This is a genomic window from Campylobacter sp. 1569, assembly GCF_024723675.1.
GTDB lineage: Bacteria > Campylobacterota > Campylobacteria > Campylobacterales > Campylobacteraceae > Campylobacter_D > Campylobacter_D jejuni_C.
The window spans coordinates 39,149-64,081 of sequence record NZ_JANQDB010000008.1 but is presented as its reverse complement, the minus strand read 5'-3'; the positions used below and the strand labels follow the sequence as shown (position 1 = coordinate 64,081).

Annotated in this window: 25 protein-coding genes; 9 read left to right on the top strand and 16 right to left on the bottom strand. The window is 29.8% G+C overall.

Features of this window, described 5'->3' with window-relative positions; all coding sequences use genetic code 11:
- Nucleotides 1-789: an AAC(3) family N-acetyltransferase gene (locus tag CAMP5060_RS05460; protein ID WP_337218036.1), complete on the bottom strand. Its 789-nt coding sequence runs from the start codon at nucleotides 787-789 to the stop codon at nucleotides 1-3.
- Nucleotides 789-1,013 carry a hypothetical protein gene (locus CAMP5060_RS05455; RefSeq protein ID WP_039626969.1) on the bottom strand — a complete coding sequence of 75 codons (225 nt, stop codon included), beginning with the start codon at nucleotides 1,011-1,013 and terminating at the stop codon, nucleotides 789-791. The genes CAMP5060_RS05460 and CAMP5060_RS05455 overlap by 1 nt, the downstream gene beginning before the upstream one ends.
- A gap of 74 nt (nucleotides 1,014-1,087) precedes the next feature.
- On the opposite strand from CAMP5060_RS05455, the gene CAMP5060_RS05450 reads away from it, so the two are divergent.
- A complete protein-coding gene (locus CAMP5060_RS05450; protein ID WP_337218035.1) occupies nucleotides 1,088-2,092 on the top strand; it encodes a hypothetical protein in 1,005 nt (334 codons plus the stop codon).
- On the opposite strand, the gene CAMP5060_RS05445 is transcribed toward CAMP5060_RS05450, so the two are convergent.
- Genes CAMP5060_RS05445 through dcd form a run of 5 tightly spaced genes read right to left on the bottom strand, consistent with a single transcriptional unit; the run spans nucleotide 2,078 to nucleotide 7,610 of the window.
- Entirely contained in the window at nucleotides 2,078-3,586 is a 1,509-nt protein-coding gene (locus CAMP5060_RS05445) for an amino acid adenylation domain-containing protein (RefSeq protein WP_337218034.1), read from the bottom strand. The genes CAMP5060_RS05450 and CAMP5060_RS05445 overlap by 15 nt on opposite strands.
- 8 nt (nucleotides 3,587-3,594) lie before the next feature.
- Complete coding sequence (locus tag CAMP5060_RS05440) at nucleotides 3,595-4,860, bottom strand: DUF4910 domain-containing protein (RefSeq protein ID WP_337218037.1); 1,266 nt, start codon at nucleotides 4,858-4,860, stop codon at nucleotides 3,595-3,597.
- Between the two features lie 4 nt (nucleotides 4,861-4,864).
- Nucleotides 4,865-5,995, bottom strand: coding sequence for a UDP-4-amino-4,6-dideoxy-N-acetyl-beta-L-altrosamine transaminase (gene pseC / locus CAMP5060_RS05435; RefSeq protein WP_337218033.1), 1,131 nt, complete (start codon nucleotides 5,993-5,995; stop codon nucleotides 4,865-4,867).
- Complete coding sequence (gene pseB, locus CAMP5060_RS05430) at nucleotides 5,992-6,999, bottom strand: UDP-N-acetylglucosamine 4,6-dehydratase (inverting) (protein ID WP_337218032.1); 1,008 nt, start codon at nucleotides 6,997-6,999, stop codon at nucleotides 5,992-5,994. The genes pseC and pseB overlap by 4 nt, the downstream gene beginning before the upstream one ends.
- A 50-nt stretch (nucleotides 7,000-7,049) precedes the next feature.
- Nucleotides 7,050-7,610 (bottom strand): dCTP deaminase, encoded by a 561-nt coding sequence (gene dcd, locus CAMP5060_RS05425; protein ID WP_214135933.1) that lies wholly within the window; start codon nucleotides 7,608-7,610, stop codon nucleotides 7,050-7,052.
- A 131-nt stretch (nucleotides 7,611-7,741) separates the two neighbouring features.
- Here dcd and accB point away from each other — a divergent pair, with 131 nt between their 5' ends.
- Both accB and CAMP5060_RS05415 read left to right on the top strand, forming a co-directional pair.
- Nucleotides 7,742-8,191, top strand: coding sequence for an acetyl-CoA carboxylase biotin carboxyl carrier protein (accB, locus tag CAMP5060_RS05420; RefSeq protein WP_214100210.1), 450 nt, complete (start codon nucleotides 7,742-7,744; stop codon nucleotides 8,189-8,191).
- A 1-nt stretch (nucleotide 8,192) separates the two neighbouring features.
- Nucleotides 8,193-9,524 carry an acetyl-CoA carboxylase biotin carboxylase subunit gene (locus tag CAMP5060_RS05415; RefSeq protein WP_039619123.1) on the top strand — a complete coding sequence of 444 codons (1,332 nt, stop codon included), beginning with the start codon at nucleotides 8,193-8,195 and terminating at the stop codon, nucleotides 9,522-9,524.
- 17 nt (nucleotides 9,525-9,541) lie between these two features.
- Here CAMP5060_RS05415 and CAMP5060_RS05410 read toward each other — a convergent pair whose 3' ends face one another.
- Entirely contained in the window at nucleotides 9,542-10,369 is an 828-nt protein-coding gene (locus tag CAMP5060_RS05410) for a peptidylprolyl isomerase (protein WP_337218031.1), read from the bottom strand.
- A gap of 64 nt (nucleotides 10,370-10,433) precedes the next feature.
- Here CAMP5060_RS05410 and gltX point away from each other — a divergent pair, with 64 nt between their 5' ends.
- The 4 genes from gltX (at nucleotide 10,434) to gdhA (ending at nucleotide 15,352) form a co-directional block, all read left to right on the top strand.
- A complete protein-coding gene (gene gltX, locus CAMP5060_RS05405) occupies nucleotides 10,434-11,825 on the top strand; it encodes a glutamate--tRNA ligase (RefSeq protein WP_039642190.1) in 1,392 nt (463 codons plus the stop codon).
- Nucleotides 11,825-13,060 (top strand): malic enzyme-like NAD(P)-binding protein, encoded by a 1,236-nt coding sequence (locus CAMP5060_RS05400; RefSeq protein WP_337218030.1) that lies wholly within the window; start codon nucleotides 11,825-11,827, stop codon nucleotides 13,058-13,060. The genes gltX and CAMP5060_RS05400 overlap by 1 nt, the downstream gene beginning before the upstream one ends.
- A 246-nt stretch (nucleotides 13,061-13,306) precedes the next feature.
- Nucleotides 13,307-13,972 carry an MqnA/MqnD/SBP family protein gene (locus CAMP5060_RS05395; protein ID WP_087700479.1) on the top strand — a complete coding sequence of 222 codons (666 nt, stop codon included), beginning with the start codon at nucleotides 13,307-13,309 and terminating at the stop codon, nucleotides 13,970-13,972.
- A gap of 12 nt (nucleotides 13,973-13,984) precedes the next feature.
- Complete coding sequence (gdhA, locus tag CAMP5060_RS05390) at nucleotides 13,985-15,352, top strand: NADP-specific glutamate dehydrogenase (protein WP_087700478.1); 1,368 nt, start codon at nucleotides 13,985-13,987, stop codon at nucleotides 15,350-15,352.
- Between the two features lie 23 nt (nucleotides 15,353-15,375).
- Here gdhA and CAMP5060_RS05385 read toward each other — a convergent pair whose 3' ends face one another.
- From CAMP5060_RS05385 to selA, 4 genes are read right to left on the bottom strand one after another with little or no spacing between them, the layout of a single operon-like run.
- Nucleotides 15,376-15,903 (bottom strand): hypothetical protein, encoded by a 528-nt coding sequence (locus CAMP5060_RS05385; RefSeq protein ID WP_214100207.1) that lies wholly within the window; start codon nucleotides 15,901-15,903, stop codon nucleotides 15,376-15,378.
- The gene (locus CAMP5060_RS05380; protein WP_214100206.1) at nucleotides 15,890-16,603 is read right to left on the bottom strand and encodes a thioredoxin fold domain-containing protein; all 714 of its coding nucleotides are present in this window, start codon (nucleotides 16,601-16,603) and stop codon (nucleotides 15,890-15,892) included. The genes CAMP5060_RS05385 and CAMP5060_RS05380 overlap by 14 nt, the downstream gene beginning before the upstream one ends.
- 52 nt (nucleotides 16,604-16,655) lie before the next feature.
- The gene (selB, locus tag CAMP5060_RS05375; RefSeq protein WP_337218029.1) at nucleotides 16,656-18,461 is read right to left on the bottom strand and encodes a selenocysteine-specific translation elongation factor; all 1,806 of its coding nucleotides are present in this window, start codon (nucleotides 18,459-18,461) and stop codon (nucleotides 16,656-16,658) included.
- A complete protein-coding gene (gene selA, locus CAMP5060_RS05370) occupies nucleotides 18,454-19,785 on the bottom strand; it encodes an L-seryl-tRNA(Sec) selenium transferase (RefSeq protein ID WP_214100205.1) in 1,332 nt (443 codons plus the stop codon). The genes selB and selA overlap by 8 nt, the downstream gene beginning before the upstream one ends.
- Before the next feature lie 89 nt (nucleotides 19,786-19,874).
- Here selA and CAMP5060_RS05365 point away from each other — a divergent pair, with 89 nt between their 5' ends.
- Nucleotides 19,875-21,527: a 4Fe-4S dicluster domain-containing protein gene (locus tag CAMP5060_RS05365; RefSeq protein WP_214100204.1), complete on the top strand. Its 1,653-nt coding sequence runs from the start codon at nucleotides 19,875-19,877 to the stop codon at nucleotides 21,525-21,527.
- A 10-nt stretch (nucleotides 21,528-21,537) separates the two neighbouring features.
- Here the strand turns inward: CAMP5060_RS05365 and CAMP5060_RS05360 are convergent, their stop codons facing one another.
- The 4 genes from CAMP5060_RS05360 to modA form a co-directional block, all read right to left on the bottom strand.
- Nucleotides 21,538-21,852, bottom strand: a complete 315-nt coding sequence (locus CAMP5060_RS05360) for a DMT family transporter (RefSeq protein ID WP_087700472.1) — start codon at nucleotides 21,850-21,852, stop codon at nucleotides 21,538-21,540.
- 191 nt (nucleotides 21,853-22,043) lie between these two features.
- Nucleotides 22,044-22,898, bottom strand: coding sequence for an ABC transporter ATP-binding protein (locus tag CAMP5060_RS05355; protein WP_337218028.1), 855 nt, complete (start codon nucleotides 22,896-22,898; stop codon nucleotides 22,044-22,046).
- Nucleotides 22,892-23,281, bottom strand: coding sequence for a hypothetical protein (locus CAMP5060_RS05350; RefSeq protein WP_039628889.1), 390 nt, complete (start codon nucleotides 23,279-23,281; stop codon nucleotides 22,892-22,894). The genes CAMP5060_RS05355 and CAMP5060_RS05350 overlap by 7 nt, the downstream gene beginning before the upstream one ends.
- Nucleotides 23,278-24,024, bottom strand: a complete 747-nt coding sequence (modA, locus tag CAMP5060_RS05345) for a molybdate ABC transporter substrate-binding protein (protein WP_337218027.1) — start codon at nucleotides 24,022-24,024, stop codon at nucleotides 23,278-23,280. Before modA ends, CAMP5060_RS05350 begins: the two co-directional genes overlap by 4 nt.
- Before the next feature lie 217 nt (nucleotides 24,025-24,241).
- Between modA and CAMP5060_RS05340 the strand changes: the two genes are divergently transcribed.
- Complete coding sequence (locus CAMP5060_RS05340) at nucleotides 24,242-24,928, top strand: MlaA family lipoprotein (protein WP_087700468.1); 687 nt, start codon at nucleotides 24,242-24,244, stop codon at nucleotides 24,926-24,928.
- Nucleotides 24,929-24,933 lie beyond the last annotated feature (5 nt).

The following is a 24,933-nucleotide window of genomic DNA, read 5'->3' as shown; positions in this document are numbered from 1 at the left end:
TTATCCTTGATTATCTAAAAAATATTTTTCATCATGCTTGAGAATTTCTACACAGTTTTCAAAAAAAGGTAAGGTGTCAATAACTGCTATATTTGCATATGAAAAATTTGATATTTGTAGGTTATTATTTTTTTGTAAAAAAGTCAAGAGTTTGACTAAGTCTATAATGGATGATTTGTCTATATTTCTTACAAAGTATTTTATTTTTTTAGGTAATTTATTTTGATCTTCTTGGATTATATTGCCTTGAAATTCTTTAAAATAACGATAGCTTACTTGAGCTTTTTCTTCAATATGGTGTATATATGTAACTCCTAACCATAGTTCGCCAAAAAGAATAATTTTTCCATTATTTTTTGTAAGTATGTCAAATACACTGTTTTCACCAAAACAGCTATCGTGATCTTGAAGAAAAAGATCTTCTTTTGCGCCTTTTATTGCACAAGAAAAAATCGGATCATTAGTGCGTTTAACTCCAGGCTGAAGCCTAAAAAATTCATTCAATACACCAACTTTTGTTTTAGAATTTATTTTATCATAATCTTTTCCATCGCAAAAGCTATATGTAAATGTAGGCATGATTAGTGTACCTTCTTTACCTATAACTTCAAAAAAACAATCTAAAAAAATACGCAATAATTCTTTAGGGGTTACTAGAGGAATTCCAAAATTATAAATTTCAGAATGGATAAATAATATATCTCCTCGTTTAATTCCTAAATTTTTAAGTGCTTTGATAAGATCTTGTTTATAAAATATTTTATTTTGATTTTTAAATAAAGCTTGCATTATTTCATAGCTTCATCTAGCATTTTTTTCATGTTTTCAAAATTTTCAAAATTTTCAGGAGTGATAAAATCGATACTTAATGGTTTTTTGTAGTATTTTTCTATCTCCATTACTAAAGACATTATATCTATACTATTAATAATACCATCACTCACTAAATTTTTCATAGAAGAGTCAATGTCATCTCTTTCTATATTAATAAAAAATTGTTGAATAATTTTCATTTTTGACCTTTTATTGAAAGCAATTTATGATATTATATTTAAAAAAAATTTTTATAAACTTAAAATGAGGTAAAATGGTAGCTTATTTGCATATAGGTAATGTAAAAACAGGAACTACTACTATACAAAATTTTTGTGCATTGAATGAAAATAAATTATTAGAAAAAGGTTGTATTTACCCTCAATCCTTTCGTATCACTTCTAGACATTGGGGTTTGGTAGAGCAAATTTTAAGCCCTAATAAAGATAAAAATGGGCAAGTGTTAAAAGGGTTGAACGGAAAAGAGTTTAAAGCACATTGTGATAAAAAATTTATATTTTCCTGCGAGGGTATTGTATGGGAATTTTCTAAAATAGAGTATATACAGCAGTTGAAAATTTTTTTAGAGAATTTAGGTTTTGATAAAATATATATTATATTATATTTGCGCAATATCAGTGATCTTTTAAATTCGTTATATTCACAAGAGATAAAAAATAATTTACAGATTGATTTAACACCTATAGATCCTAATATGCATTCTAAAAAACATATCTTTGATTATAAATGGTTATGTCAAAGTTATGCAAGTGTTTTTGGTATAGAAAACTTAAAGATAAGAATTTTTGAGAAAGATGACTTTTTCAATCAAGATTTAATAGAAGATTTTTTGTACTGTATTGATTTAGAAGTTAATAAGAATGAGTTTTTAATTCCTCAAAATCAAAATAAAAGTTTAAATTTATTAGGGATAGAATTACTAAAAAGAATTAATCAAAAAAGCAAAGATCCTAATACAATAAAATTTTTGTCCAAAATAATAGAAAAATATTTTGAGTTAGACTCGTTTCATTCTCATTTGAAGTTTTCATTAAAAGCGCAACTATGTGAAAACTATGAAAAATTTTTTAGTAATTCCAATGAATGGGTAAGATGTAATTTTTTTCCACATAAAAAAGAATTATTTAGAAATCAAGGTATTGTGGAAGCAAATGATAGGGTTGGTTTTAAAGATACTGATTATGATGATATTGTGGATTTTGTTTTGGAAATTGTACGTTTAAAAAACAATACTATTAAATTTTTAAAGGAATTTTGAATAAGCTTCTTGTAAAACCTTCCTGTCAATCTTCCCATTTGCATTTAAAGCAAATTGTTCTATTTTAACAAATTTTTTAGGTATCATGTAGGTAGGAAGTTTGTCTTTTAAAAAGTTTTTTAAATCTAACTCTTCCTTGCTTTCATAAAAACAAATAATTTCTTCTTCAAAAATACAAGCACAATTTCTTACATTCTCATGAGAATTGATAATACTTTCTATCTCTCCAAGCTCTATGCGATGACCCATATATTTGATTTGATGATCTATCCTTCCATAGCATAAAAGTTCGCTAAATTCATTATAAGCTACCACATCACCTGTTTTATAAAGCAAGTCTAGGTAATTATCATGCAAAGGATTTTGCACAAAAGCTTGCTTTGTTTTTTCTTTATCGTTGTAATACCCTAAAGAAAGACAAGTTCCTCTTACATAAAGCTCTCCTTTAACTCCTACTTGACTTGGAGTAATTAAATTTAAATTCTCATCAAAGACTAAAAGTTGGGTGTTTTTACATGCTTTTCCTATAGGCAAAAGCTCATCATCACTAAATTGTCTATTAACTATGTAAAAAGAGCATACATCGGTAATTTCAGTAGGTCCATAAAGATTAGCAAATAAAGTATTAGGAAGATGTCTGCGCCAAATGTTGAGTTGTTTATTTGGCATGATTTCACCACAAAAAAGAATTTTGTTTAAATGCCTTAGTGTAAAGGCTTCAAGAGCATTAGTATTAGCAAAATAAATCAGCACAGAAGGTACCCAAAAAATTGTTGTTATTTTTTCTTGTTCTAGATACTCTAAAATTTTATTTGGAAAAGCAAAAAGATGATTTGGCAGTATATGAAGCGTAGCTCCCATTTTAACAGAGCTAAATATATCTAATATGCTATTATCAAAGTAAAATGGTGCTTGATTAGCAAGTATATCTTCATGGCTTAGTTTAAAAGTCTCACATACCCAAAAAGTATAATCAATCACACTTTTATGACTTATACTTACTCCTTTTGGAGTTCCTGTGCTTCCGCTTGTAAAAAAGACATAAAGTAAATTAGTATCTATGTGATTGTTTAAAGCTTTTTCTAAAGTATTTTCATTTACAACAAAGCTTTCAAAATCTTCTGTGAAAATGGTATCAAGATTAAAATCTAAATTTAATTTTTTAGAAGTAATTAAAAGCTTTGGTTTTAAAACTTCTATAACTTTTTCTACACGCTCTTTAGGGCTTTTTTCATCTAAAAGCGTATAAAAATTTCCACTTTTTGCTACACCAAAAAAAGAAAGCAAACAATCAATCCCTTTAGGAAGTATGATTAATACAGGTTCTTGTGTGCTTTTAGTAGGAAGTTTAGAGAGAATTTTACTTGCTATTTTTTTACTTAAATCATCAAATTCTTTATAGCTTATGCTTCTACCATTAAACTCAACAAAAGCATATTTACTTCCAAATTTAGCAACACTTTTTTGTAAAAAATCATCGATATGGGTTATCATGAGCTTCCTTAGATAATCTTTATCAGTTGGTTGGTTTTTAATTTTTCTATTAAATCTTTTAGCTCATAAGCTTGTATACTAAGCTTTGAAGCTATATCTAAAACATCATTTTTGCTATCACAATAGGCTAAAAAACTAAGTATATTTTCAACTCTTCCTTCTCTTTTGCAATGGTCTATATATAAGTCTCTTTTACCTAAATTGGGTTCGCAAAATACAGTATTTTGATAAATTTCATTTACTTCTAAATTCATGATAATTTCTTGCATAGCTTTTAAGCCACCTTGCAATCCTTCTTCGCTGATGAAATTTAAATCATCTTTGCTAGTGTGGTATTCTTTATAATCACCAAATCTAGTCCTACACACACAAACTACGGGTAAATTTACTAAAGGGGAGCAGTATTGTCTTTCATCACTTCCTCTATCTAAAAAGCTAAATTCTTTAAAATTATTTTTATCTTTTAAAGTATGCAAGGCTACTTTATCTGCTAGGGTATTTTCACTTGGAGTGTGAATGAGTGAGTAAGCATTATCATCGCCTATGCAAGAGAGTACAAAACCTGCTTTGATATGTTTTTGTAAATGCTTTAAATGTTTACTAAGATAAACTATACTTCCTATAGTTTCAGGAGCAAAAACAAAACGATAGTTATATTTTCTCTCTTTTAGTTCTAAAAGCCATTTAGCTAAAAACACAGCTATCACAGGACCACTTAGCTCGTTATTTGCCATAGATGGATGACAAAGGTAAGTGGAAATTAAAATTTCATCTTTTGTTTCTTGCGTGCTAGGTATGAGTAAGTCAGCATAGTTTAAAACTCCATTTTCATGGTGCTTTGCATCGATGAAAACTTTATATTTTCCTTCTTTTAGTTTAACCCTATCTTCGTGTTTTATACAAAAACCCCAACGTCTTTTATAATAGCTTGTCACATAAGGTATGGCATCAGGTATTTCTTCTATAGAGTAAAGATGCTCTTGTAAGCTTGCTAGATCAAGCTCTGTGTCTATGCTTGTGCTATAGTTTAACACATGAAGATTATTTTGCTTAAAATCACAAATTTTTTCTCTATCTGGAGTGATGATATAAGCATCGTTTATCTCCCATTCAGCAGGTACTTCCCAGTCAAACACTTTACTTCCACTTGCTATAGAGTGAATTTTTAATATATCCCCACCCATAGCCTCATCAAGTATTTTCAAGCTTTGTCTAAAGCCAGCTCCTGTAATGCTTCTGCATATAGGAAAAAGATCACAAGCTAGCTCATGCATACTTTTACTCACAACAACCCTTTTTAGTTTCTTCTAAAATCTTAAACAAACTATCTTTAACAAATCGTGCATCTTTTAAGCTCATTTCTTGATGAGCAGGTATGCTAAGTTCAGCTTTATAAAAATTATCCGCATTTTCTAAAAATAAATTTCCATATAAGTTTTTATAATAACTAAACTCATAAGTAGGCTTATAATGTACTTGTACACCTATGCCTAAATTTAATAATTTTTCAAAAATAATCTCTTTTTGGCAATAAAACTCAGGGAAAAGCAAAATAGGGTATAAATGTCTTGAACTTTTTTTATAATCTTTGATTTTTATAGTGCTAAAATAAGGATTTTTTTCAAATTCTTTATCGTAAAAACTTGTGATGATTTCTCTTTTTTCTAGCATATTATCAAGTTTTTTAAGTTGATTTATGCCCAAAGCACAAGCTACATCACTTAAGCGATAATTATAGCCTAGTTCAATCATATCACTATCCCAAAGTCTTTTTTTGACTATGCCATGACTTCTTAAAAGCTTGATTTTTGAGATTAATTCCTCATTATTGCTAACAACCGCACCACCCTCAAAGGTTGTGATAGGTTTAACCGGATGAAAAGAAAATATGCTCAAATCTCCCATAGAACCTACTTTTTGATTTTTATAAATAGCACCTAGAGCATGACTTGCATCATCAATTAGTGGGATGTTGTGTCGTTTAGCTAAGGTTAAGATTTCATCCATTTCTACACTATTTCCCGCAAAATCAACCACACAAATTGCCCCTATATTAGAGCTATCTTGGCTTAGTCTTAAAGCAAGTTTTTTCTCATCAATATTTCCATCACTTTTTACATCTATAAACTCAACCCTAGAACCTGCCATTAAAGCAGCATTTGCAGTTGCAGCAAAGGTAATGGGGGTTGTTAAGACAATTTTATCTTTTACATTTAAAGATAAATACGCAAGGTGTAAAGCAGAAGTAGCTGAATTTAGCACGCAAGCATATTTTACACCCACATATTCACAAAGGGCTTGTTCAAATTCTTCAACCTTTTTTCCGCCGGTTAAAAAATCATCTTTTAAAGCCTCACAAACTACTTGTATGTCTTGTTCGTCAATATTTTGATGAGAATAAGTTATCATTTTTCAAGCTCTGTATGATTTATTATATTTAAAAGCTCTTCTTGGCTAATCCATTCTTTGTTATTATCTGAGCTATAAGAAAAGCCATTAGAAACTTTTTTACCTTTTTGTCCTTTTGCATTTATACTAAAATCAACATTAATATTATTAAATTGGATACTTGGGCTGATGGCATAATAATTTTCAAATTCATAAGTTAAATGACTATCATCACTTGAAATCATAATTTCATGTAGTTTTTCACCTGCTCTTATACCTATGATTTTATGGGCTAAATTAGGAGCCATAGTTTTAGCCAAATCAACGATTTTCATAGAAGGAATTTTTGGCACGAAAATTTCCCCTCCATGCATATATGCAAAATTATTCAGCACGAAATTAACCCCATCTTCTAAGGATATCCAAAATCTTGTCATTCTCTCATCTGTGATAGGAAGCTCTTTAGCGCCTTCATTGATTAGTTTTTTAAAAAATGGTATAACAGAACCTCTTGAGCCTACTACATTGCCATATCTTGTAACGCTAAATTTAGTATGAGAATTTCCTGCGATGTTATTTGCTGCTACAAAAAGCTTATCGCTTGCAAGCTTTGTAGCTCCGTATAAATTAATAGGATTGCATGCTTTATCGGTTGAAAGAGCGATACATTTTTCTACATTATTTTCCAAACACGCATCGATTACATTTTGTGCTCCATGGATATTAGTTTTTATGCATTCCATTGGATTATATTCTGCAATTGGTACATGTTTCATAGCAGCTGCATGGATAACAAAGTCAACATCTTTCATTGCTATATTTAATCTTTCTTTATCTCTTATATCACCTATGAAATAACGCATGCAAGTATCATTAAATTCTCTCGCCATTTCAAATTGTTTGAGTTCATCTCTTGAATAAATGATGATTTTTTTGGGTTTGTATTTTTGAAGTAAAGTTTTAGTATAAGTTTTTCCAAAACTTCCTGTACCACCAGTGATTAAAATACTTTTTCCATTAAACATATTTATTTTCCTATTACTTGACTAAGTTTTTATATCGGCTGAAAATAAAATTATTTTAAAATTCTTGGTAAAGTTATACCTGTTTGGGCTTGGTATTTGCCTTTTTTATCAGCATATGTTACATCACAAGGCTCATCTCCTTGTAAAAATAAAACTTGAGCTATACCCTCATTAGCATAAATTTTAGCAGGTAGTGGGGTTGTGTTTGAAATTTCTATAGTGATATGTCCTTCAAAACCTGGCTCAAAAGGGGTTACATTTACTATGATACCACATCTTGCATAAGTGCTTTTGCCAAGACAAATAGCCAAAACATCATTTGGCATTTTAAAATACTCAACCGTTCTTGCAAGTGCGAAAGAATTTGCAGGTACTATACATACATCGCCTACAAAATCTACTACATTTTCCTCTACAAAATTTTTAGGATCTACAACAGTGGAATTTACATTAGTAAAAATCTTAAATTCTCTTCCAACTCTTATATCATATCCATAGCTTGAAAGCCCATAACTAACTATACCTTTACCTATATTTGCTTCGCAAAATGGCTCTATCATATTGTGTTTTAATGCCATTTTTTTGATCCAATTATCTGCTTTTAAGCCCATTTTTGTCCTTTATAATTAAAGTGAATTTTTAAATTATATCTTAAAATAAAAGTAAAAAATAAATAATTGAAGTTATTTTTAGTATTTTTATATATAATTATAAATTAAGTCTTATAAATTAAGGAGAATATATGACAAAAGAAGAAATCAAAGAACTAATGCAACTTTTTGCAGAAGCAAATATAAGCAAGATTAAAATAAAAGAACAAGATGGATTTGAAATAGAACTTGAAAGAGATATGTGTTGTGAATTACCAGCTCCAGCTCCTGTTACTCCAGCCCCACAGCCAATTAATGTGAATGTAGTTAATGAAACCAAAGCAAGCTCAAACTCTTCTAATAAGCCAACTATCAACAGCCCTATGGTAGGTACTTTTTATCAAGCTCCAAGCCCAGGTGCAGCGCCTTTTGCTAAAGCAGGACAAACTATTAAAAAAGGAAGCACTATAGCAATTATTGAAGCGATGAAAATCATGAATGAAATCGAAGCTGAATATGATTGTAGGATAGTAGAAGTATTAGTTGCAGATGGTCAGCCTGTAGAATTTGGTATGCCTTTATTTGTGGTGGAGAAATTATAAAATGGAAATTAAAAAAGTTTTAATAGCAAATCGTGGAGAAATTGCATTAAGAGCTTTAAGAACTGTAAAAGAAATGGGAAAAAAAGCAATTTGTGTGTATTCTACCGCAGATAAAGACGCTTTGTATTTAAAATATGCTGATGCGAGTATTTGCATAGGAAATGCTAGAAGTTCAGAAAGTTATTTAAATATCCCAGCTATTATTAGTGCGGCTGAAATTAGCGAAGCTGATGCGATTTTTCCAGGATATGGATTTTTAAGTGAAAATCAAAATTTTGTTGAAATTTGTGCAAAACATAATATCAAATTTATAGGTCCTTCAGTAGCTGCTATGGCGCTAATGAGTGATAAAAGTAAAGCAAAACAAGTAATGCAAAGAGCCGGCGTGCCTGTAATCCCAGGAAGTGATGGAGCTTTAGGTGGGGTTGAGGCGGCTAAAAAGCTTGCTAAAGAAATAGGTTATCCTGTGATTTTAAAAGCAGCAGCAGGTGGTGGTGGCCGTGGTATGCGTGTAGTTGAAGATGAAAAAGATTTAGAAAAAGCTTATTGGTCGGCAGAAAGTGAAGCTATGAGTGCTTTTGGCGATGGCACTATGTATATGGAAAAATATATCCAAAACCCACGTCATATAGAAGTGCAAATCATAGGAGATAGCTTTGGTAATGTGATACATTTGGGTGAGAGAGATTGCTCTATGCAAAGACGCCATCAAAAACTTATAGAAGAATCTCCTGCAATTTTACTAGATGAAAAAACAAGAGCAAGACTTCATGAAACAGCAGTTAAAGCTGCGAAAGCTATTGATTATGAAGGTGCGGGAACTTTTGAGTTTTTAGTAGATAAAAATTTAGATTTTTATTTTATTGAAATGAATACGCGTTTGCAGGTTGAGCATTGTGTGAGTGAAATGGTAAGTGGGGTAGATATTATCGAGCTTATGATTAAAGTAGCAGAAGGGTATCCTTTACCAAAACAAGAAGAAATTAAACTTAAGGGTCATTCTATAGAATGTAGAATTACTGCAGAAGATTCTAAAACTTTCTTACCTTGCCCAGGTAAAATCACAAAATACGTAGCTCCAGCAGGACGTAATGTTAGAATGGAAAGCCATTGTTATCAAGATTATAGTGTGCCTCCTTATTATGATTCTATGATTGGAAAATTAGTTGTTTGGGGAGAAGATAGAAACACAGCTATAGCTAAAATGAAAATAGCCTTGCAAGAGCTTATTGTAGGTGGAATAAAAACAACCAAAGATTTTCATTTAGCGATGATGGATAATGCAGATTTTATCAATAATAATTATGATACAAATTATCTTTCAAGACATTAATTTAAGATAGGTTTAACCTATCTTAATTCCTCTATATGAGCGTTTGCTCTTATTTTATCAAGATGATTTTTTAAGGCTTGTTCTCTTTGGGTTAGAGTGTAAACATTACTAACTTGGTCTTTGATTAAATCAAATTCGATAGGGTTTTTGCCATATTTTTCTTTTACAAAATACACTATATAAGCATTTTCACCATTTAATACTGGAGTAAATTCTCCTATTTTTGTATTATTTAACAAAGCAAGTAATCTTGGATCTAAACTAGCCGCATTTAAACTAATGGCCTTTGATTTAATCTGAGAATTTTTATACATAGGGTTTTGTGCAAGCTGTTGTAAAAGTTCAGGATTGGTAGAATTGTAAACAACTAAGTCTATGTTTGAAAAAGTGCTAAATTTATCAAGATTGCTTTCATAAAAATGTTTTAGTGTTTCATCGTCAATATTGATTTTTGCATTTTGCATTATGCTTCTATAAAGTTTTTCTCTTTCAAGATCTTTTCTAACTTTGTTTTTAAAAACTTCAAAACTTAAACCATCTTTTTCTATCTTTGCTTGCAAACCATTGATGTCAGTTTTATTGCCTTTTGCTATTTGGGCTAATTTTTCATTAAGCTCAAAAGTGCTTACATAAATTCCTAGCTTTTTAACTTCACTTTGTTGAACTTTATCATCTACTAAAAATGCTATAGCCTTTTGCTTATCATTGGTTTTTAATTCTTTCATGGTTTGTTCTATATCATAAAGAGTAATAGGTTGATTTTCTACTACCATTGCCACACCGCCAATGGTTTGAGCATATAAAATATTTGCAGCAAAACAACAAGATATTAAAAATTTTCTCATATGAAACCTTTATTTAAGTGTAAATATAGCATTATAACAATAAAAATTTAAAAAAGGTAAAAATATGCAAGAAATTACAACACGTTTTGCTCCTTCTCCAACAGGATATTTGCACATAGGAGGGCTTAGAACGGCTTTATATAATTATCTTTATGCAAGAAAAAATAAGGGTAAATTTTTATTGCGTATTGAGGATACGGATTTAAAAAGAAATTCACAAGAAGCTACACAAGCTATTATAGAAGCATTTAAATGGTGCGGACTTGATTATGATGGGACGATTGAGTATCAATCCCAAAGATTTGATATTTATAAAAAATACATTCAAAAATTATTAGATGAGGGTAAGGCTTATTATTGTTATATGAGTAAAGAAGAGCTTGATGAGTTAAGAGCTAAGCAAGAAGCAGCTAAAGAGCGCCCAAAATATGATGGTAGATATAGAGATTTTAAAGGAACTCCGCCAAGTGGTATTGAGCCTGTAGTGCGTATAAAAGCACCACAAAGTGGAGAGATTAAATTTATAGATGGTATTAAAGGCGAGGTTAGTTTTAAGGCTGAAGATATTTTAGATGATTTTGTAATCGCAAGAAGTGATGGTAGCCCAATTTATAATTTAACCGTTGTAATTGATGATGCACTAATGGGTGTGAGCGATGTTATAAGAGGAGATGATCATTTATCAAATACTCCAAAACAAATCGTTCTTTATGAGGCACTAGGCTTTAAAATTCCTAAATTTTATCATGTGGCTATGATACATGGTGAAGATGGTAAAAAACTTTCTAAGCGTCATGGAGCAACTGATGTGATGGAATATAAAAATATGGGAATTTTGCCTCAAGCCTTGCTTAATTTTTTAGTGCGTCTTGGTTGGAGTCATGGTGATGATGAGATTTTTTCTTTAGAAAGTATGCAAGAACTTTTTGATCCAAATCATATCAATAAAAGCGCTTCTTGTTATAATTTTAAAAAGCTAGAATGGCTTAATGCTCATTATATTAAAACTTTACCTTTTGAAGAAATCAATAGACAATTAAAAGATTTAGGATTTGATTTAAGTCAGTATGAAAAAGCAGGATTTTTACTGGATATGTTAAGAGAGAGAGCTAAAACCCTGCATGATATTATTAGCGGGGCTAAAGTGTTACTAAATGACCCAAAAGAATATGATCAAAAGGCTGTAGACAAATTTCTTAATGTAACAAATTTAACTTATTTGGAAAAATACGCTATGGTTTTAAATGAGCAAAAAAATGCTTGTGAATTTGAAGAATTAACTAATCAATTCTTAGAAGAAAATAATCTTAAGTTAAAAGATCTAGCTCAAGCCATACGCATTGCACTCACTGGAAGCTCGGTAAGTCCTAGTATTTTTGAAGTATTAGAATTTTTAGGAGTGCAAAAAGCTAAGCTTAGAATAGAAAATTTACTAACTTACATGAAGGGGAAATAATGAATTTAAAAGAAGAGGCTTTAGAATACCACTTAGGTGGTAAAGTAGATATTGTTGCTAGAAAGCCTATGGATAGTGCGCATGATTTATCCTTGGCTTATTCTCCAGGGGTTGCTGAACCTTGTGTTGAGATAGCAAAAGATGAAACTTTAGCTTATAAATACACTAACAAAGCTAATTTAGTTGCTATAGTAAGTGATGGTAGTGCGGTTTTGGGGCTTGGCAATATAGGAGCAAGTGCAAGTAAGCCTGTGATGGAAGGAAAGGCTTGTTTGTTTAAAAAATTTGCTAATGTTAATGCTTATGATTTAGAAATCAACGCTCATAGTGTAGATGAGATTGCTACTTTTTGTAAAGCTATAGCGCCTACTTTTGGAGGGATCAATTTAGAGGATATTTCAGCACCAAAATGCTTTGAAATAGAAGCTGCTTTGCAAGATCTTGGAATTCCTGTAATGCATGATGATCAACACGGAACTGCAATCATTTCTACAGCAGGATTAATGAATGCTATGGAAATTAGCGGTAAAAAATTTGAAGATATTAAAGTAGTGGTAAGTGGTGCGGGTGCAGCGGGTATTGCAAGTGCTAGAATGTATAGAAATTTAGGGGTTAAAAATATCGTTTTAGTAGATAGCAAAGGTGTGATTAATACCCAAAGAGATGATTTAAATAAATACAAACTAGAATTTGTAAGCGATACTAAAGATAGTACTTTAAGAGAGGCCTTAAAAGGCGCTGATGTATTTTTGGGTTTGAGTGCACCTAAGATTTTAGATGATGAGATGATTTTAAGTATGGCTAAAGATCCTGTGATTTTTGCGCTAGCTAATCCTGTACCTGAAGTAATGCCTGAAGATGTTAAAAGAGTTAGAAATGATGCTATAGTTGGAACAGGTAGAAGTGATTATCCAAATCAAATTAATAATGTTTTAGGTTTTCCTTTTATCTTTAGAGGAGCTTTAGATGTAAAAGCGACTAAAATCACCGAAAATATGAAAGTTGCCGCTGCGAAAGCTTTGGCTGATTTGGCTAAACTTGAAGCAACTGATGAGGTAAAACAAGCTTATGGTGTAGAAGAGCTTAGCTTTGGCAGAGATTATGTGATACCAAAACCATTTGATAGCAGGGTAAAAGCTGTAGTTAGTGCTGCTGTGGCAAAAGCTGCGGTTGAAGATGGAGTGGCTTTGGTAAAAGAATTTGATTATCAAAAATATTTAGCAAGTTTACAATAATTTTTTTATATTAAGTTTTATTTAAAATAATTTTTTGAATAAAACTTAATTTTTATTTTCAATCTTTTAGTTTGACTTTTCGATTTATAATTTTCAATCCAATAAAATTAAGTAATAAAATAATTTCTTACACTAAATGTTAAAATTTGATATAAATTTTAGTATTGATTATATTTTTAATTAAATTAATTTATATTTAAGATATTTTTTTATAGGATACTAGTACTTAATCATAGAAAGGCTAAGATGATTTTTGGAAAGATAGATTATCTTAATTTACTCCCTTTACATATCTATCTTAAAAAAACAGCTTTTCCTAGCTATGTTAAGCAAACTACAGAATACAAAAAAGGGGTTCCTAGTAAGCTAAATCGCCATTTGTATTTTAGACGCATTGATGCAGCGATTATTTCAAGTATTGAAAGTCGTAGAAAAAAATACAAAACCTTAAATGTGGGAATTTGCGCAAGCAAAAAGGTAAAAAGCGTTTTAGTGAAAAAACATTCTCAAAGCAAAGAAGATGCAAGTTCTGCAACTTCTAATGCTCTTGCAAAAGTTTTAAAGCAAAAAGGGGAGGTTATCATCGGTGATAAGGCTTTAAAACTTTATTTGCAAAATCCAAAAGATTATATTGATTTGTGTGAATTATGGTATGAAAAGACAAAATTACCTTTTGTTTTTGCACGTTTTTCTTGCGTTAAAAATTTTTCTATTTATAAAAAAATGATGAAAAATTTCACAAAAAGTAAAATTTTCATTCCACAATATATTTTGTTAGATTATTCTAAATCAAGAAATCTTTCTCAAAAGGAAATTAGTGCATACTTAAAGCTAATTTACTACAAAATAGGAACAAAGGAGCAAATGGCGCTAAAAAAATTTTTAGCTAAAACAAGCAGCAAGATACTATAAAAAGGACAATTTATGAGTATGGCTAAACAATATATCAACGAAACTTTAGAAAAAATTCAAACAATTTCCCCAAGACAACCTATCTTTTTTCAAGCAGTAACTGAGGTATTAAATTCTTTAGAACCTTTACTTGAATCTAATAAAACTTACCAAGATCATGCAATATTAGAGCGTATTGTAATGCCTGAAAAAACAACTATATTTAGAGTTGTATATATTAATGATGCAGGTAAAGCTCAAACACATTTTGGCTATAGAGTACAGTTTAACTCTAGTTTAGGACCTTATAAAGGTGGACTTAGATTTCATCCTAGTGTGAATTTAGATGTTTTGAAATTTTTAGGTTTTGAACAAATTTTCAAAAACTCTTTAACGGGTTTAATGATAGGCGGTGCTAAAGGTGGAGCAAATTTTGATCCTAAAGGTAAAAGTGAAGCAGAAATTATGCGTTTTTGTCAAGCTTTTATGGCTGAACTTTCAAAAATCATAGGTGCAAGTACTGATGTGCCAGCGGGTGATATAGGGGTTGGTGCTAGGGAAATTGGATATATGTTCGGAGCTTATAAGAAAATTAGCTCTAATTTTGATGGAACCTTAACGGGAAAGAAAATTCCATGGGGTGGAAGTTTAGCAAGAACAGAAGCAACAGGATATGGTTGTGTGTATTTTACTCAAGAAATGCTAGCAAAATATAACAATGCATTAGAAGGAAAAGAGTGTGCAGTCTCAGGTAGTGGAAATGTGGCAATTTATACCATAGAAAAATTACACCAACTTGGAGCAAAAGCAATCACAATAAGCGATAGTGATGGATTTGTTTATGATAAAGATGGAATAGATTTGGATTTATTAAAAGAAATTAAAGAAGTAAAAAGAGCTAGGGTGAGTGATTATGCAGTGCTTAAAAAAGGTGCTGTTTTTACTCCAAAAAGTGCATATAAACAAGGTTGTAATGGAGTATGGAGTATACCTTGTGATATAGCTTTTCCAAGTGCTACGCAAAATGAGTTAAATTTAGAGGATATTAAAATCTTATATCACAATGGTTGTCGCATGGTAGCAGAGGGGGCTAATATGCCAAGCACACTTGAAGCGATTGATTTTATGTTAAATCAAAAAGACTTTTTATTTGCTCCAGCTAAAGCTGCAAATGCAGGTGGAGTAGCGACTTCTCAACTTGAAATGCAACAAAATGCAAGTATGTGCCAATGGAGTTTTGAGGAAGTTGATGCAAAATTGCATAAGATTATGAAAAATATTTTTGAAAATTCATATGAGTGTGCAAAAGCTTATAATCATGAAGGAAATTTAGTAGTAGGCTCAAATATAGCAGGCTTTAAAAAAGTAGCTGATGCGATGATTGATCATGGTTATATTTAAAAAAGATGGCTTAAATGCCATCTTTAACGCATATAAAAAAAGCTTGTTATTTGATTAGCAATTTTTTCCTCTAAAGACTCTTTGGCTCTGTCTATATTGCTAAGATAAGCAGTTCTTGCTAAAAGCGAGGTGCTTTGAGTAGAGTTTTTGGAGCTAATTTGTAAATTAACTTGTAAAAGATAGTAATTTTCTACTTCCATTTCAAAAACATCATCTATTTTATCAAAGTCATTATAAAAAAATCTCGCATTAGAAGCAATTAGTCTTTGCGCATAGGAAAATTTCTTAAAATCTACTATATTGATGTAAATTTTATAATCACTTTGTTCATTATTTAAAACCAATCCTAAATTTTGTAATTTTTGAGTGAGCTTAGCTTCTAAATTTGTGTTTAATTTTGAAGGGTTGTTGATGTGTAAAGAAAAACTTTGATTTTTATTAGCATGCAGGAAAATACCTTCATTGTTTGTTTGGATAAAAGTTTGCATAGGACCTGTGCAAGCACTTAAAAATAGTGCAAGCACAAGTAAGAAAAGATTATTTTTGAGCATCGATTATGGTTGGTACGGCACGAAGACCAAGTTTAGAGTATTTTGCAAAAGTTTCTCTTACTGCTTTAACCTCAGCTTCACTAGGTTTTTTATAATCTTTTATATCTTTATCATAGTATTTTTTCATAATGGCAATTTTTTGTGTATCGTCTTTAGCATTTTTACTTTCTTTATAAATTAATGCAGATTTTTCAAAAGCACTAGTATCATGGATAGGGGTTAAGATAAATTTCACTTGATGGGTTTTTAGTGTTTCTTCTATTTTATCTAAATGCATTCTACAATATGGACATTCTGGATCACTAAATACATAAAGTAAAGGTTTATTTTTATCGCCTAAAGAAATAAACATTTTTTCTTTTTTAAGTTCCACTAGAGCTTTTTTTGAAAATTCAGCTTGTTGTTTTTCCATAAGTTTTGCTTGATAAATTTGAGAATAAAACTCACCTTTTTTTACATCAATTACTTCAGTTGTGATGATATTATCTTGAGTGAAAACGATTTCTTGGAAATTTTTACCACTAATTTCAAAATTAACTATCACAGCTTCAAAGTTAGTATCAGGAATTTTTTCTCTACTAGAAACACTAATGTTTGCATTTGATAAATTTGGATTTTTTTTAAAAAAATTAATAATTTCTTCATTACTTGCAGCAAATAAAGAGCTAGCAAGAGTTAAAAGAGCTAAAGATTTTTTCATTTTTTTCCTTTATTTTAAATTTTTATACATTATAAAATGTAAATTTTAACACTTAGGCTTTTAACATTCTTTTTTCCTCAATTTTTATCACTTGAGGATAGTTTTTATCAAGGTATTCTAAATAAGCTATGGCATATTTTCTTGAAATTTGAAAATGATTTTTTACAAAAGCTACATCTAAATGATGATTTTGTAAAAGTTTTAAAAACTCTTGCATGAGATTTTCAAGAGCATTTTTTTCTATAAAAAGATTATGCGCTAATCTTTTGACTTTGTTTTCTTTAGTGAGTTTTTTTAAGATAAGATCTCCATTTTTCCTATCAAGTTCTAAATACTCATAAAGATTATAAGGTGCGGTAGGTTTTATACCTTCTTTTTTTAAAATTTCATAAAGCTCACAATGAGCCTTTTCTTGTAGTTTTTCAAAATCTTGTCCTTTTAAAAACCATATGCCATCTTTAAAATCTAATTTTTCTTGCATTTGCTTGAGCACATAAGCACAAAAGCTCTCACTTGCCCAGCTAAGCCTTAAGGCGATAGAATGAGGAGAGATTAAAGCATAAGGATTTTTAGAGAAAATAAAATTAATAAATTCTTTTAAAGTTTGCATAGCATTTAAATCATACACATTTAAAGCTTGCTCATCGACAAAAACATGATCTAAACTTTTTGCTAGGTTTAGGGCTTGCTCATGAGTGAGTTTAAAGCGTTGATAACTTGAAAGTAAGCCAAAGCCAAGTTTGTGAGTTTGTTTTAAAAACTCAAATACTTTTTTAAAATCTTTTTGTTCTAAAAGTGCTAGATACTTAGCTTTTATATCTTTTTTTAAAGGCTCACTCACTGCATTTAATACCACGCCACCACTTTTAATACGCCCATTTTCAAGCAAGATAAATTTATCATCAAAACACAAAGGTAAGTTTTTATCAAACTCTAAGCTAATATAAGTTTTATCTTCAAATTCTTTGATTACATTAATTTTTGCATTAAGCTTTTTTGAGCCACTACAAAATTCTAAAATACTCCCGTGTTTAATCTCTGTATTAAAAACTACTCCATCGATACTTTTAAAGCTTTTAAAAACACCTTTTTTGCTTAATACATAGCCTTTTTTTAACTCATGATAATCACAATTTAAACTCAAAGCAACTCTATTATAAGCTTTTGCTTCTAAAACATTTTCTTCATGAATTTGTATATTTTTTACAATGATATCTTTTTGATTTTCAAGGCAAAAGATTTTTTCATTTTTGCTGATTTTTCCTTCATTTAAGCTTCCTGTTACTACCGTTCCTATACCTTTTAGAGAAAAAACTCTATCAATGTAGTATCTAAAAATTAAATTTTCATCATTTTCTTTAGGCTTTAAACTAAGTAGATAGTTTTTTAAATTTAATATACTTTGCTCATCATAAATGCTTGTTGGAAAAACTTTTAAGATATTGATTTTAAAGGCTTTTAATTCTTTTAAAAGCTCTACTTGTTTTTGTGCTAAATCCTTGCATAAATCAACCTTACTCAAAATAAGCACCACATCTTTTACACCTAAAAATTCCAAAACCCTTAAATGCTCTATACTTTGAGCCTTTAAACCCTCGTTTATATCTATGACAAACATACATACTCTAAAGCCAAAAGTACCACTTATCATAGTTTTAATCAAACTTTCATGCCCAGGCACATCAATAAAAGCAATGTTTAAATTTTCACTTTTTAAATTTGAAAAGCTAAGATTAATCGTAATGCCTTTTTCTTGCTCTTCTTTTAAATCATCACCCTCAAAACCATTTAAAGCTTTAATAAGCGAAGTTTTACCATGGTCAATATGCCCAGCAGTGCCTATGATGATACTATGCATGAAATACCTCTTTAATAATGCTTATTATTTTATTTAAATCTTTTTCTAAAATACTTCTAAAATCTAGCACAAAATGCCCATTTTCAACACGGCCGATCACGCCTTTTTTTCTAAATTTTTCTTGTAAAAGCAAAGCTTTTTCATCAAAACTTAACACAAAAGTATCTAAGCTTTTATCAGGCATAGATCCACCACCTACTAAACTTTTAGAAGCTTTCAACTCACATTTAATAGGAATTTTTTCTTTGACAAAGAGTGCCTTTTTTTCTATGGTTTTTAAATCATCATTTAAAAGTTTTAGCGTGGGAATTTTTTCATATTCTTTTTCTAAGTATGCTTTGGTAGTTTCATTTAAAAAAGCTAGAGTGATTTTATCAACCCTTAGCATTCTTAGAAGTTGATTTTTCTTTAGTTGTTGAATGTATTTTTTCTTTCCAAGTATAATGCCTGCTTGAGTAGAGCCAAAAAGTTTATCGCCGCTAAAACTTAAAATATCACAATGTTTTAAAAGCTCTTTTGCACTCGGCTCATTTTTACTAAGTTGTTTATTAATCTTTTCACACCATCCAGCACCCAAATCATAATAAGATATGAGTTTTTTCTTTTTTGTTAAAGCGTGAATTTCACTTAAGCTCACCTCTTCAAAAAATCCTTTAAAAGCAAAGTTAGAGCGGTGGGTTTTCAAGATCATTTTAGTATTTTCATTGATAGCTTTTTCATAATCATATAAATGAGTTTTATTAGTCGTGCCTATTTCTTTTAGCTTAACACCAGCTGCTAGCATAACTTCAGGAATTCTAAAATTTCCCCCAATTTCAACTAGCTCACTTCTTGAAGTAATAACTTCCTCATTTTTTGCTAAGGTGTTTAAGATCAAAAATACAGCCGAGGCGTTATTATTAACAACTAAACAATCTTCACAATCAAATAATATTTTTAAATTCGCACTAAGTGCGTCATACCTTGAACCTCTTTTACCACTTTGCATGTTAAACTCTAAATTAGAATAAGAGCAGATGATTTCTTTAGTTCTTTCAAAAATACTCTCATCAATAATACTACGACCAAGATTAGTGTGTATGATAACTCCAGTAGCATTGATTAAACTTTGGCTTTGCATATTTAAAAACTCATCAATACTTTGAGCAATTTTACTTAGTAAATCTTGTAAGCTAAAATTTAAATTTTCATTTTTACTTAGTTCTTTTTTACAATTTGAAACAACTATTTTTGCAAAATGAGATCTTAAATACAAAGGGTAGCTAGCCAAGTTTTCATCATTTATAAGCGTGTTTATGGGTGGAAAATTTCTAAATTTGTTCATCTTAAACCTTAAGAATAAATTAGTAAAATTATAACTTTTTTATAATGAAATTTATATAATTAAGATTAAAAAATTTAAAAGAGAGTGTTATGAAAGATTTTGTATTTTTAGAAAATGAAGATTTAATTCCTTTAAGTGATAATATTAGCATAGTTCAAAAAGCCTGTAACGAAGAAGTTTTTATAGGAAATTCAAAGCTTTTAAACCCTGAAGTTTATGCACCTGAGATTAATTTTTACCTTAAAAATTCACAAGATGATGTGCTTAAAAAAGCCAAAACTATTGAGTCTTTATATAAGATTAGATCTAAAGTTTATGATTTAGGGCTTGATTTAGAATACACCAAAGAAGTGGGTAAAAATGTAATTATTGTAAGCAATGAGGAACAAAATGAGCTTATAGAAAGCTTAAAAAAACAAGAATACAAGGTTTTAAAACTAAGCAATGAGCAATGTTTGGGTGTTTTAGGTTGCGTGGGCGAGCTTTGCGTGATAGCTTTAAAAGATGATGAGCAAGTAGAGATTGATTGTGATTTTTTCTTATATGATGTAAAAAAAGAAAGTTTTGATCAACAAAGTGGTTGTTATGATTTAACTACTTTAAGTCAAGAAGAACTTATAAAACTTTTAAATTCTAATTCTCCAAAATATAAATTTAGAAATTATATTAGTTATGATGATAGCATTTGTCAATACCATGAAAGAAGAAGTATTCATTGTGGAAAATGTGCTGAAATTTGTCCTAGTGTGGCTATTTTAAAAGATGATGAGCAAAGAAAATTAGAATTTTCCCATGTGGATTGTTTAAGCTGTGGTGATTGTGTGGGGATTTGTCCTAGTGGGGCGCTTGATTATGCACCTATGCCACGCAATAGTTTTTATGAAATTTTAAAATTTTATGAAGATAAAATCATTTTAATTATCCCTGAGAAAATGTCTATAGAAAATTTAAATATCACTTTAAAAGAAGATGTAATGCCTTTTATGATTAAAGGCGAAAGCTATCTTGATCAAGCACATTTTTTAGCTATGCTTCAAACAAGTGGTGCGAGTGTGATTTTTTATAGTGATGGCTTATCGCAAGGTGCTTTAGAAGTGATAGCTTTGATGAATGAAATTTTTCAAAGAAAATTTAAACAAAATGCAATTTTTCTAGCTAAAGATGAAAAAGAACTTTTAGAGGCTATAAAACAAGCGCATTTTATAGAAAATCTTAAATTTATATCTTATAATCCTGCGCTTTTAAAAAGAGAAGATTTTGCTATAAGATTAAGAGAGCTTATAAAAGAAGAAAATTTAGGCAATATCCCAAGCAAAGAATGGATACGCTATGGAAAAATCACTATCAATACAGATACCTGTACCTTATGTCTTTCTTGTGTGGGAGCTTGTAATGTAGGAGCTTTAGTGGCTGATGCTAAGGATAATTCTTTGAAATTTAATGCAAGCTTATGTACTACCTGTGGATATTGTGAGGCAAGTTGTGCTGAAAAAGATACTTTAATGCTTCAAAGAAGTGGGATAGATCTAGAAAAAGAGTATTTTTCTTTTATGGTTTTAGCTCAAGATGAACTTTTTGCTTGTGTAGAGTGTGGGAAAGAATTTGCTACTAAAAAGGCCATTGAAAAAATTGCTAGCATTATGAAGCCAAGATTTATGGGCGATGAGGCTAAGATAAAAACACTATATTGCTGTGCTGAATGTAAAGCAAAAGTAATGATACAAAATATGAATGTGCTTTAAGCCAAAAGGCTTAAGCACTAAGTTTTAATCCCACCACTCCAGTGATGATTAAAATAATAAAAATGATTTTATTAAGAGTTATTGCTTCTTTAAAGATTAAAAATCCCACCACGCTAACTAATGCCAAACCACAACCTGCCCAAGTTGCATAAGCTATGCTTAAATCAATTTTTTTCAAAGCATAAAATAAACCTACTAAAGAAAATGAAAAAAACACCGCAAAAACGATTAAATAAAGATTATTTTTACTTATGCTTGCATACTTCATCGAGCTTGTTGCAATCACTTCAAAAACTATACTAATTGCTAATACTAACCAATGCATTTTATATCCTTTTAAATTAATTTAAAAATGAAACTATAAAAGGATAAAAGGTGGTGCAGTAGGGGCTATAAAATAACCACAAGATAATCTTATCTTCCATTTTGTCCATAAGCTAGTGTAAAATTTTAAGATAAAAAATCCATAAGTCATTTATAACCTTGTAATAATTTATCTTATTTTAGCATTGTTTTTTATATCTTAGTTAAATTTAGCGCAAAAGCTTTTTGACTTAAAAGCACTTCATCATTTTCTTTAAAATCTTTAGCTTCTAAAGGGCTTAGTGCTACTTGGCTGATTTGATTACCTATGGCAAGTATGGCTATAAATATGCTATCTTGTTTTTGTAGTTTTAAAATGCGTGCTTTTATGGCAAATTTTTGCGAGCCTTGTGTCTTTAAAAAAACTTCATTAGGCGAGCCTTCTTTGATGATGGCTCCATTTTCTAAAATGATGACTTTGTTAGCTAGTTTATAAACTTCACTTACATCATGGCTGATTAAAATAGTAGTGATTTTATAAGTTTTATGTATATTTAAAAGATAATCATGCAAGTGTAGTTTTATCTCATTATCTAAGGCACTAAATGGCTCATCTAAAAGTAAAAGTTTGGGTTTTTGCATAATAGCTCTTGCTAAAGCTACGCGTTGTTTTTGTCCCCCGCTTAGTTCTAAAATATGACTTTTTTTGTGTTTGCTTAAATCTAAAAGTTCTAAAAGCTCATTAGCAAATTTTAGATCTTTTTTGGCAAAAAGTAAGTTTTGCTCTACATTCATATTTTCAAATAAAGCATAATCTTGAAAAACAAAGCCAAGTTTTCTTTTTTGTGGGCTTAGAAAGTTTTTATCATCAAAAAATATCGTATTATTAAAAGTGCAAATTCCTTGTGCTTTTTCAAAACCTGCTAAAATTCTCAAAAGCGTAGTTTTGCCACTGCCACTTTTTCCAAAAATAGCACAAAAATCTCCTTCTTTAACTTCAAATTTAACCTTAAGTTTAAATTCTTTTCCTTTATTTTTAAAGATTTTTTCAAAGTCAAGTTTTAACATAAATACTCTTTGATAAATAAAGCACTAGGATGTACATAAGCAAATACAAAATCATTTTTTTGATAATTTTGTTCTAAAAACTCATGGGTACTAATTTGAGCTTCGAAAGTGCAAATTTCATTTTCTAATCTTATGATAGTGATGATTTGTCCTTGAAAAATATCAATGATTTTTGCATAAAAGGTATTTAAAAATGAGTTTTCTAAATTTTTTTTACTAAGCAAGCACTCGCTACTTTTAAAAGCTAGTAAAACTTCTTGATCAATGCTTGCTTTTTCATCAAGTTCTAAAGCAAGCATAAATAATTTATGTTTATTTATAAGAAATTCTACCCAGTTTATATTTTCATGATTTTTTATAGTATTTATTTTAGCTTTAATCATGGGATATTATAGCCATAAGCTTTGAAAATTTCCTTAGCCTTTTTGCTTAAAATAAAATCATAAAATTTCTTAGCTTTGGCATTATCTTTACCATAAGAAGTGATAACAATGCCTTGATTGATTGGTTCATAAAGCTTTGGATCGATTAAAATATAATTTTTTCCTTCTTGGAGTTTATAAGATTTTAGCGTATCTTCATATAAAGCACTTGCTGCTATAAAACCCACATCGGCTGCTTTTAGTGTTTGAGTAAGTGCTTCTCCTATAGATTTTGCCTCGATGATTTTAGTTTTTGTTTGCTCATAAATTTTAGCATTTTGTAAAGTTTCTATGCTAGCTTGACCATAAGGAGCAGCTTTGGGATTAGCTATGGTGATGATTTTGACTTTTTCTTCTTTAAGCGTGTCTAATCCTTTGCTTAAATCCATTCTAACACTGAGTAAAGCTAAAGCTCCTTGAGCATAAATAACAGGTTTTGTACTAGCAAAATTATCATCATACAAGCTTTGTGTAAATTTCATATTTGCAGCCATAAATATATCAAATGGCGCTCCATTTTTGATTTGCGAAACTAAATTTCCACTAGCGCCTAAGCTTACATTGATACTAATATCAGGGTTTTCTTTTTGAAATTCTTTTTGTAAGGCTTTAAAAGCATAAGCTACATTTGCAGCTGCAGCGATATTTACATCAGCACTATAGCCAAAAATACACAAAAAAAGTAGGGTAAAAATTTTTTTCATTTTTTATCCTTTTAATAGTAAATTTTGAAAAAATTATAGCTTATTTTTAAAAGCAAAAATAAATTTATATTTTTTGCATATTTTCTAAGACTTATTTCATAAGCAAATAAAAATTTTTAATTTTTTTAAAGAATATTTTAAAAGCATTTTAATGTAAAAATTTATTTTAATTTTTGTATAATCTGAAATTTCAATTTATAAGATTAAAGGAAAAAGCTTGTTAAAATACATACTAACCTTGTGTTTATTTTTTAACACTTTGATTTTAGCAAATGACTTTGAAGATTTTGAACAAGAATATCAAAAAAAAGAAGTCAAAGATAGCTTTTATACCTATAATAAAGCTATGAGTAAATTTAATTATGATCTTTATACTTATTTTTTAAGACCGGTTGTGCTTTCTTATAAAAGTGTTACTCCAAGCTTTATAAGAACAGGTGTGAAAAATGCTTTTGATACCACAAGATCACCTTTTAGATTTATCAATCATCTTTTAAGTTTAGAATTTAGAAAAGCTGGTGAGGAATTTGGAAGATTTTGTGTAAATGTGATTTTTGGTTTTGGTTTGTTAGATAGTGCGAGCAAAACTTCTTTAAAAAGTTATGAAGCTGATTTTGGAACGACTTTGGGTAAATGGGGAGTGGGTAGTGGAGCGCATTTAGTACTTCCACTTTTAGGTCCTTATAATGTAAGAGATGCTTTAGCTTTACCTGTAAATTGGTTTATGGTGCCTGAGGGGTATATTGAGAATTTTTGGGTTGGTGTGGGTGTAAATGCTGCATTAAAACTCAATGAATTAAGTTTTGAGTATGAAAAAATAGATGATATTTACCAAAATAGTGTAGATTATTATACTTTTATACGCGATGCGTATGAACAAAGACGCCAAGAACTCATCAAATAAGGAGA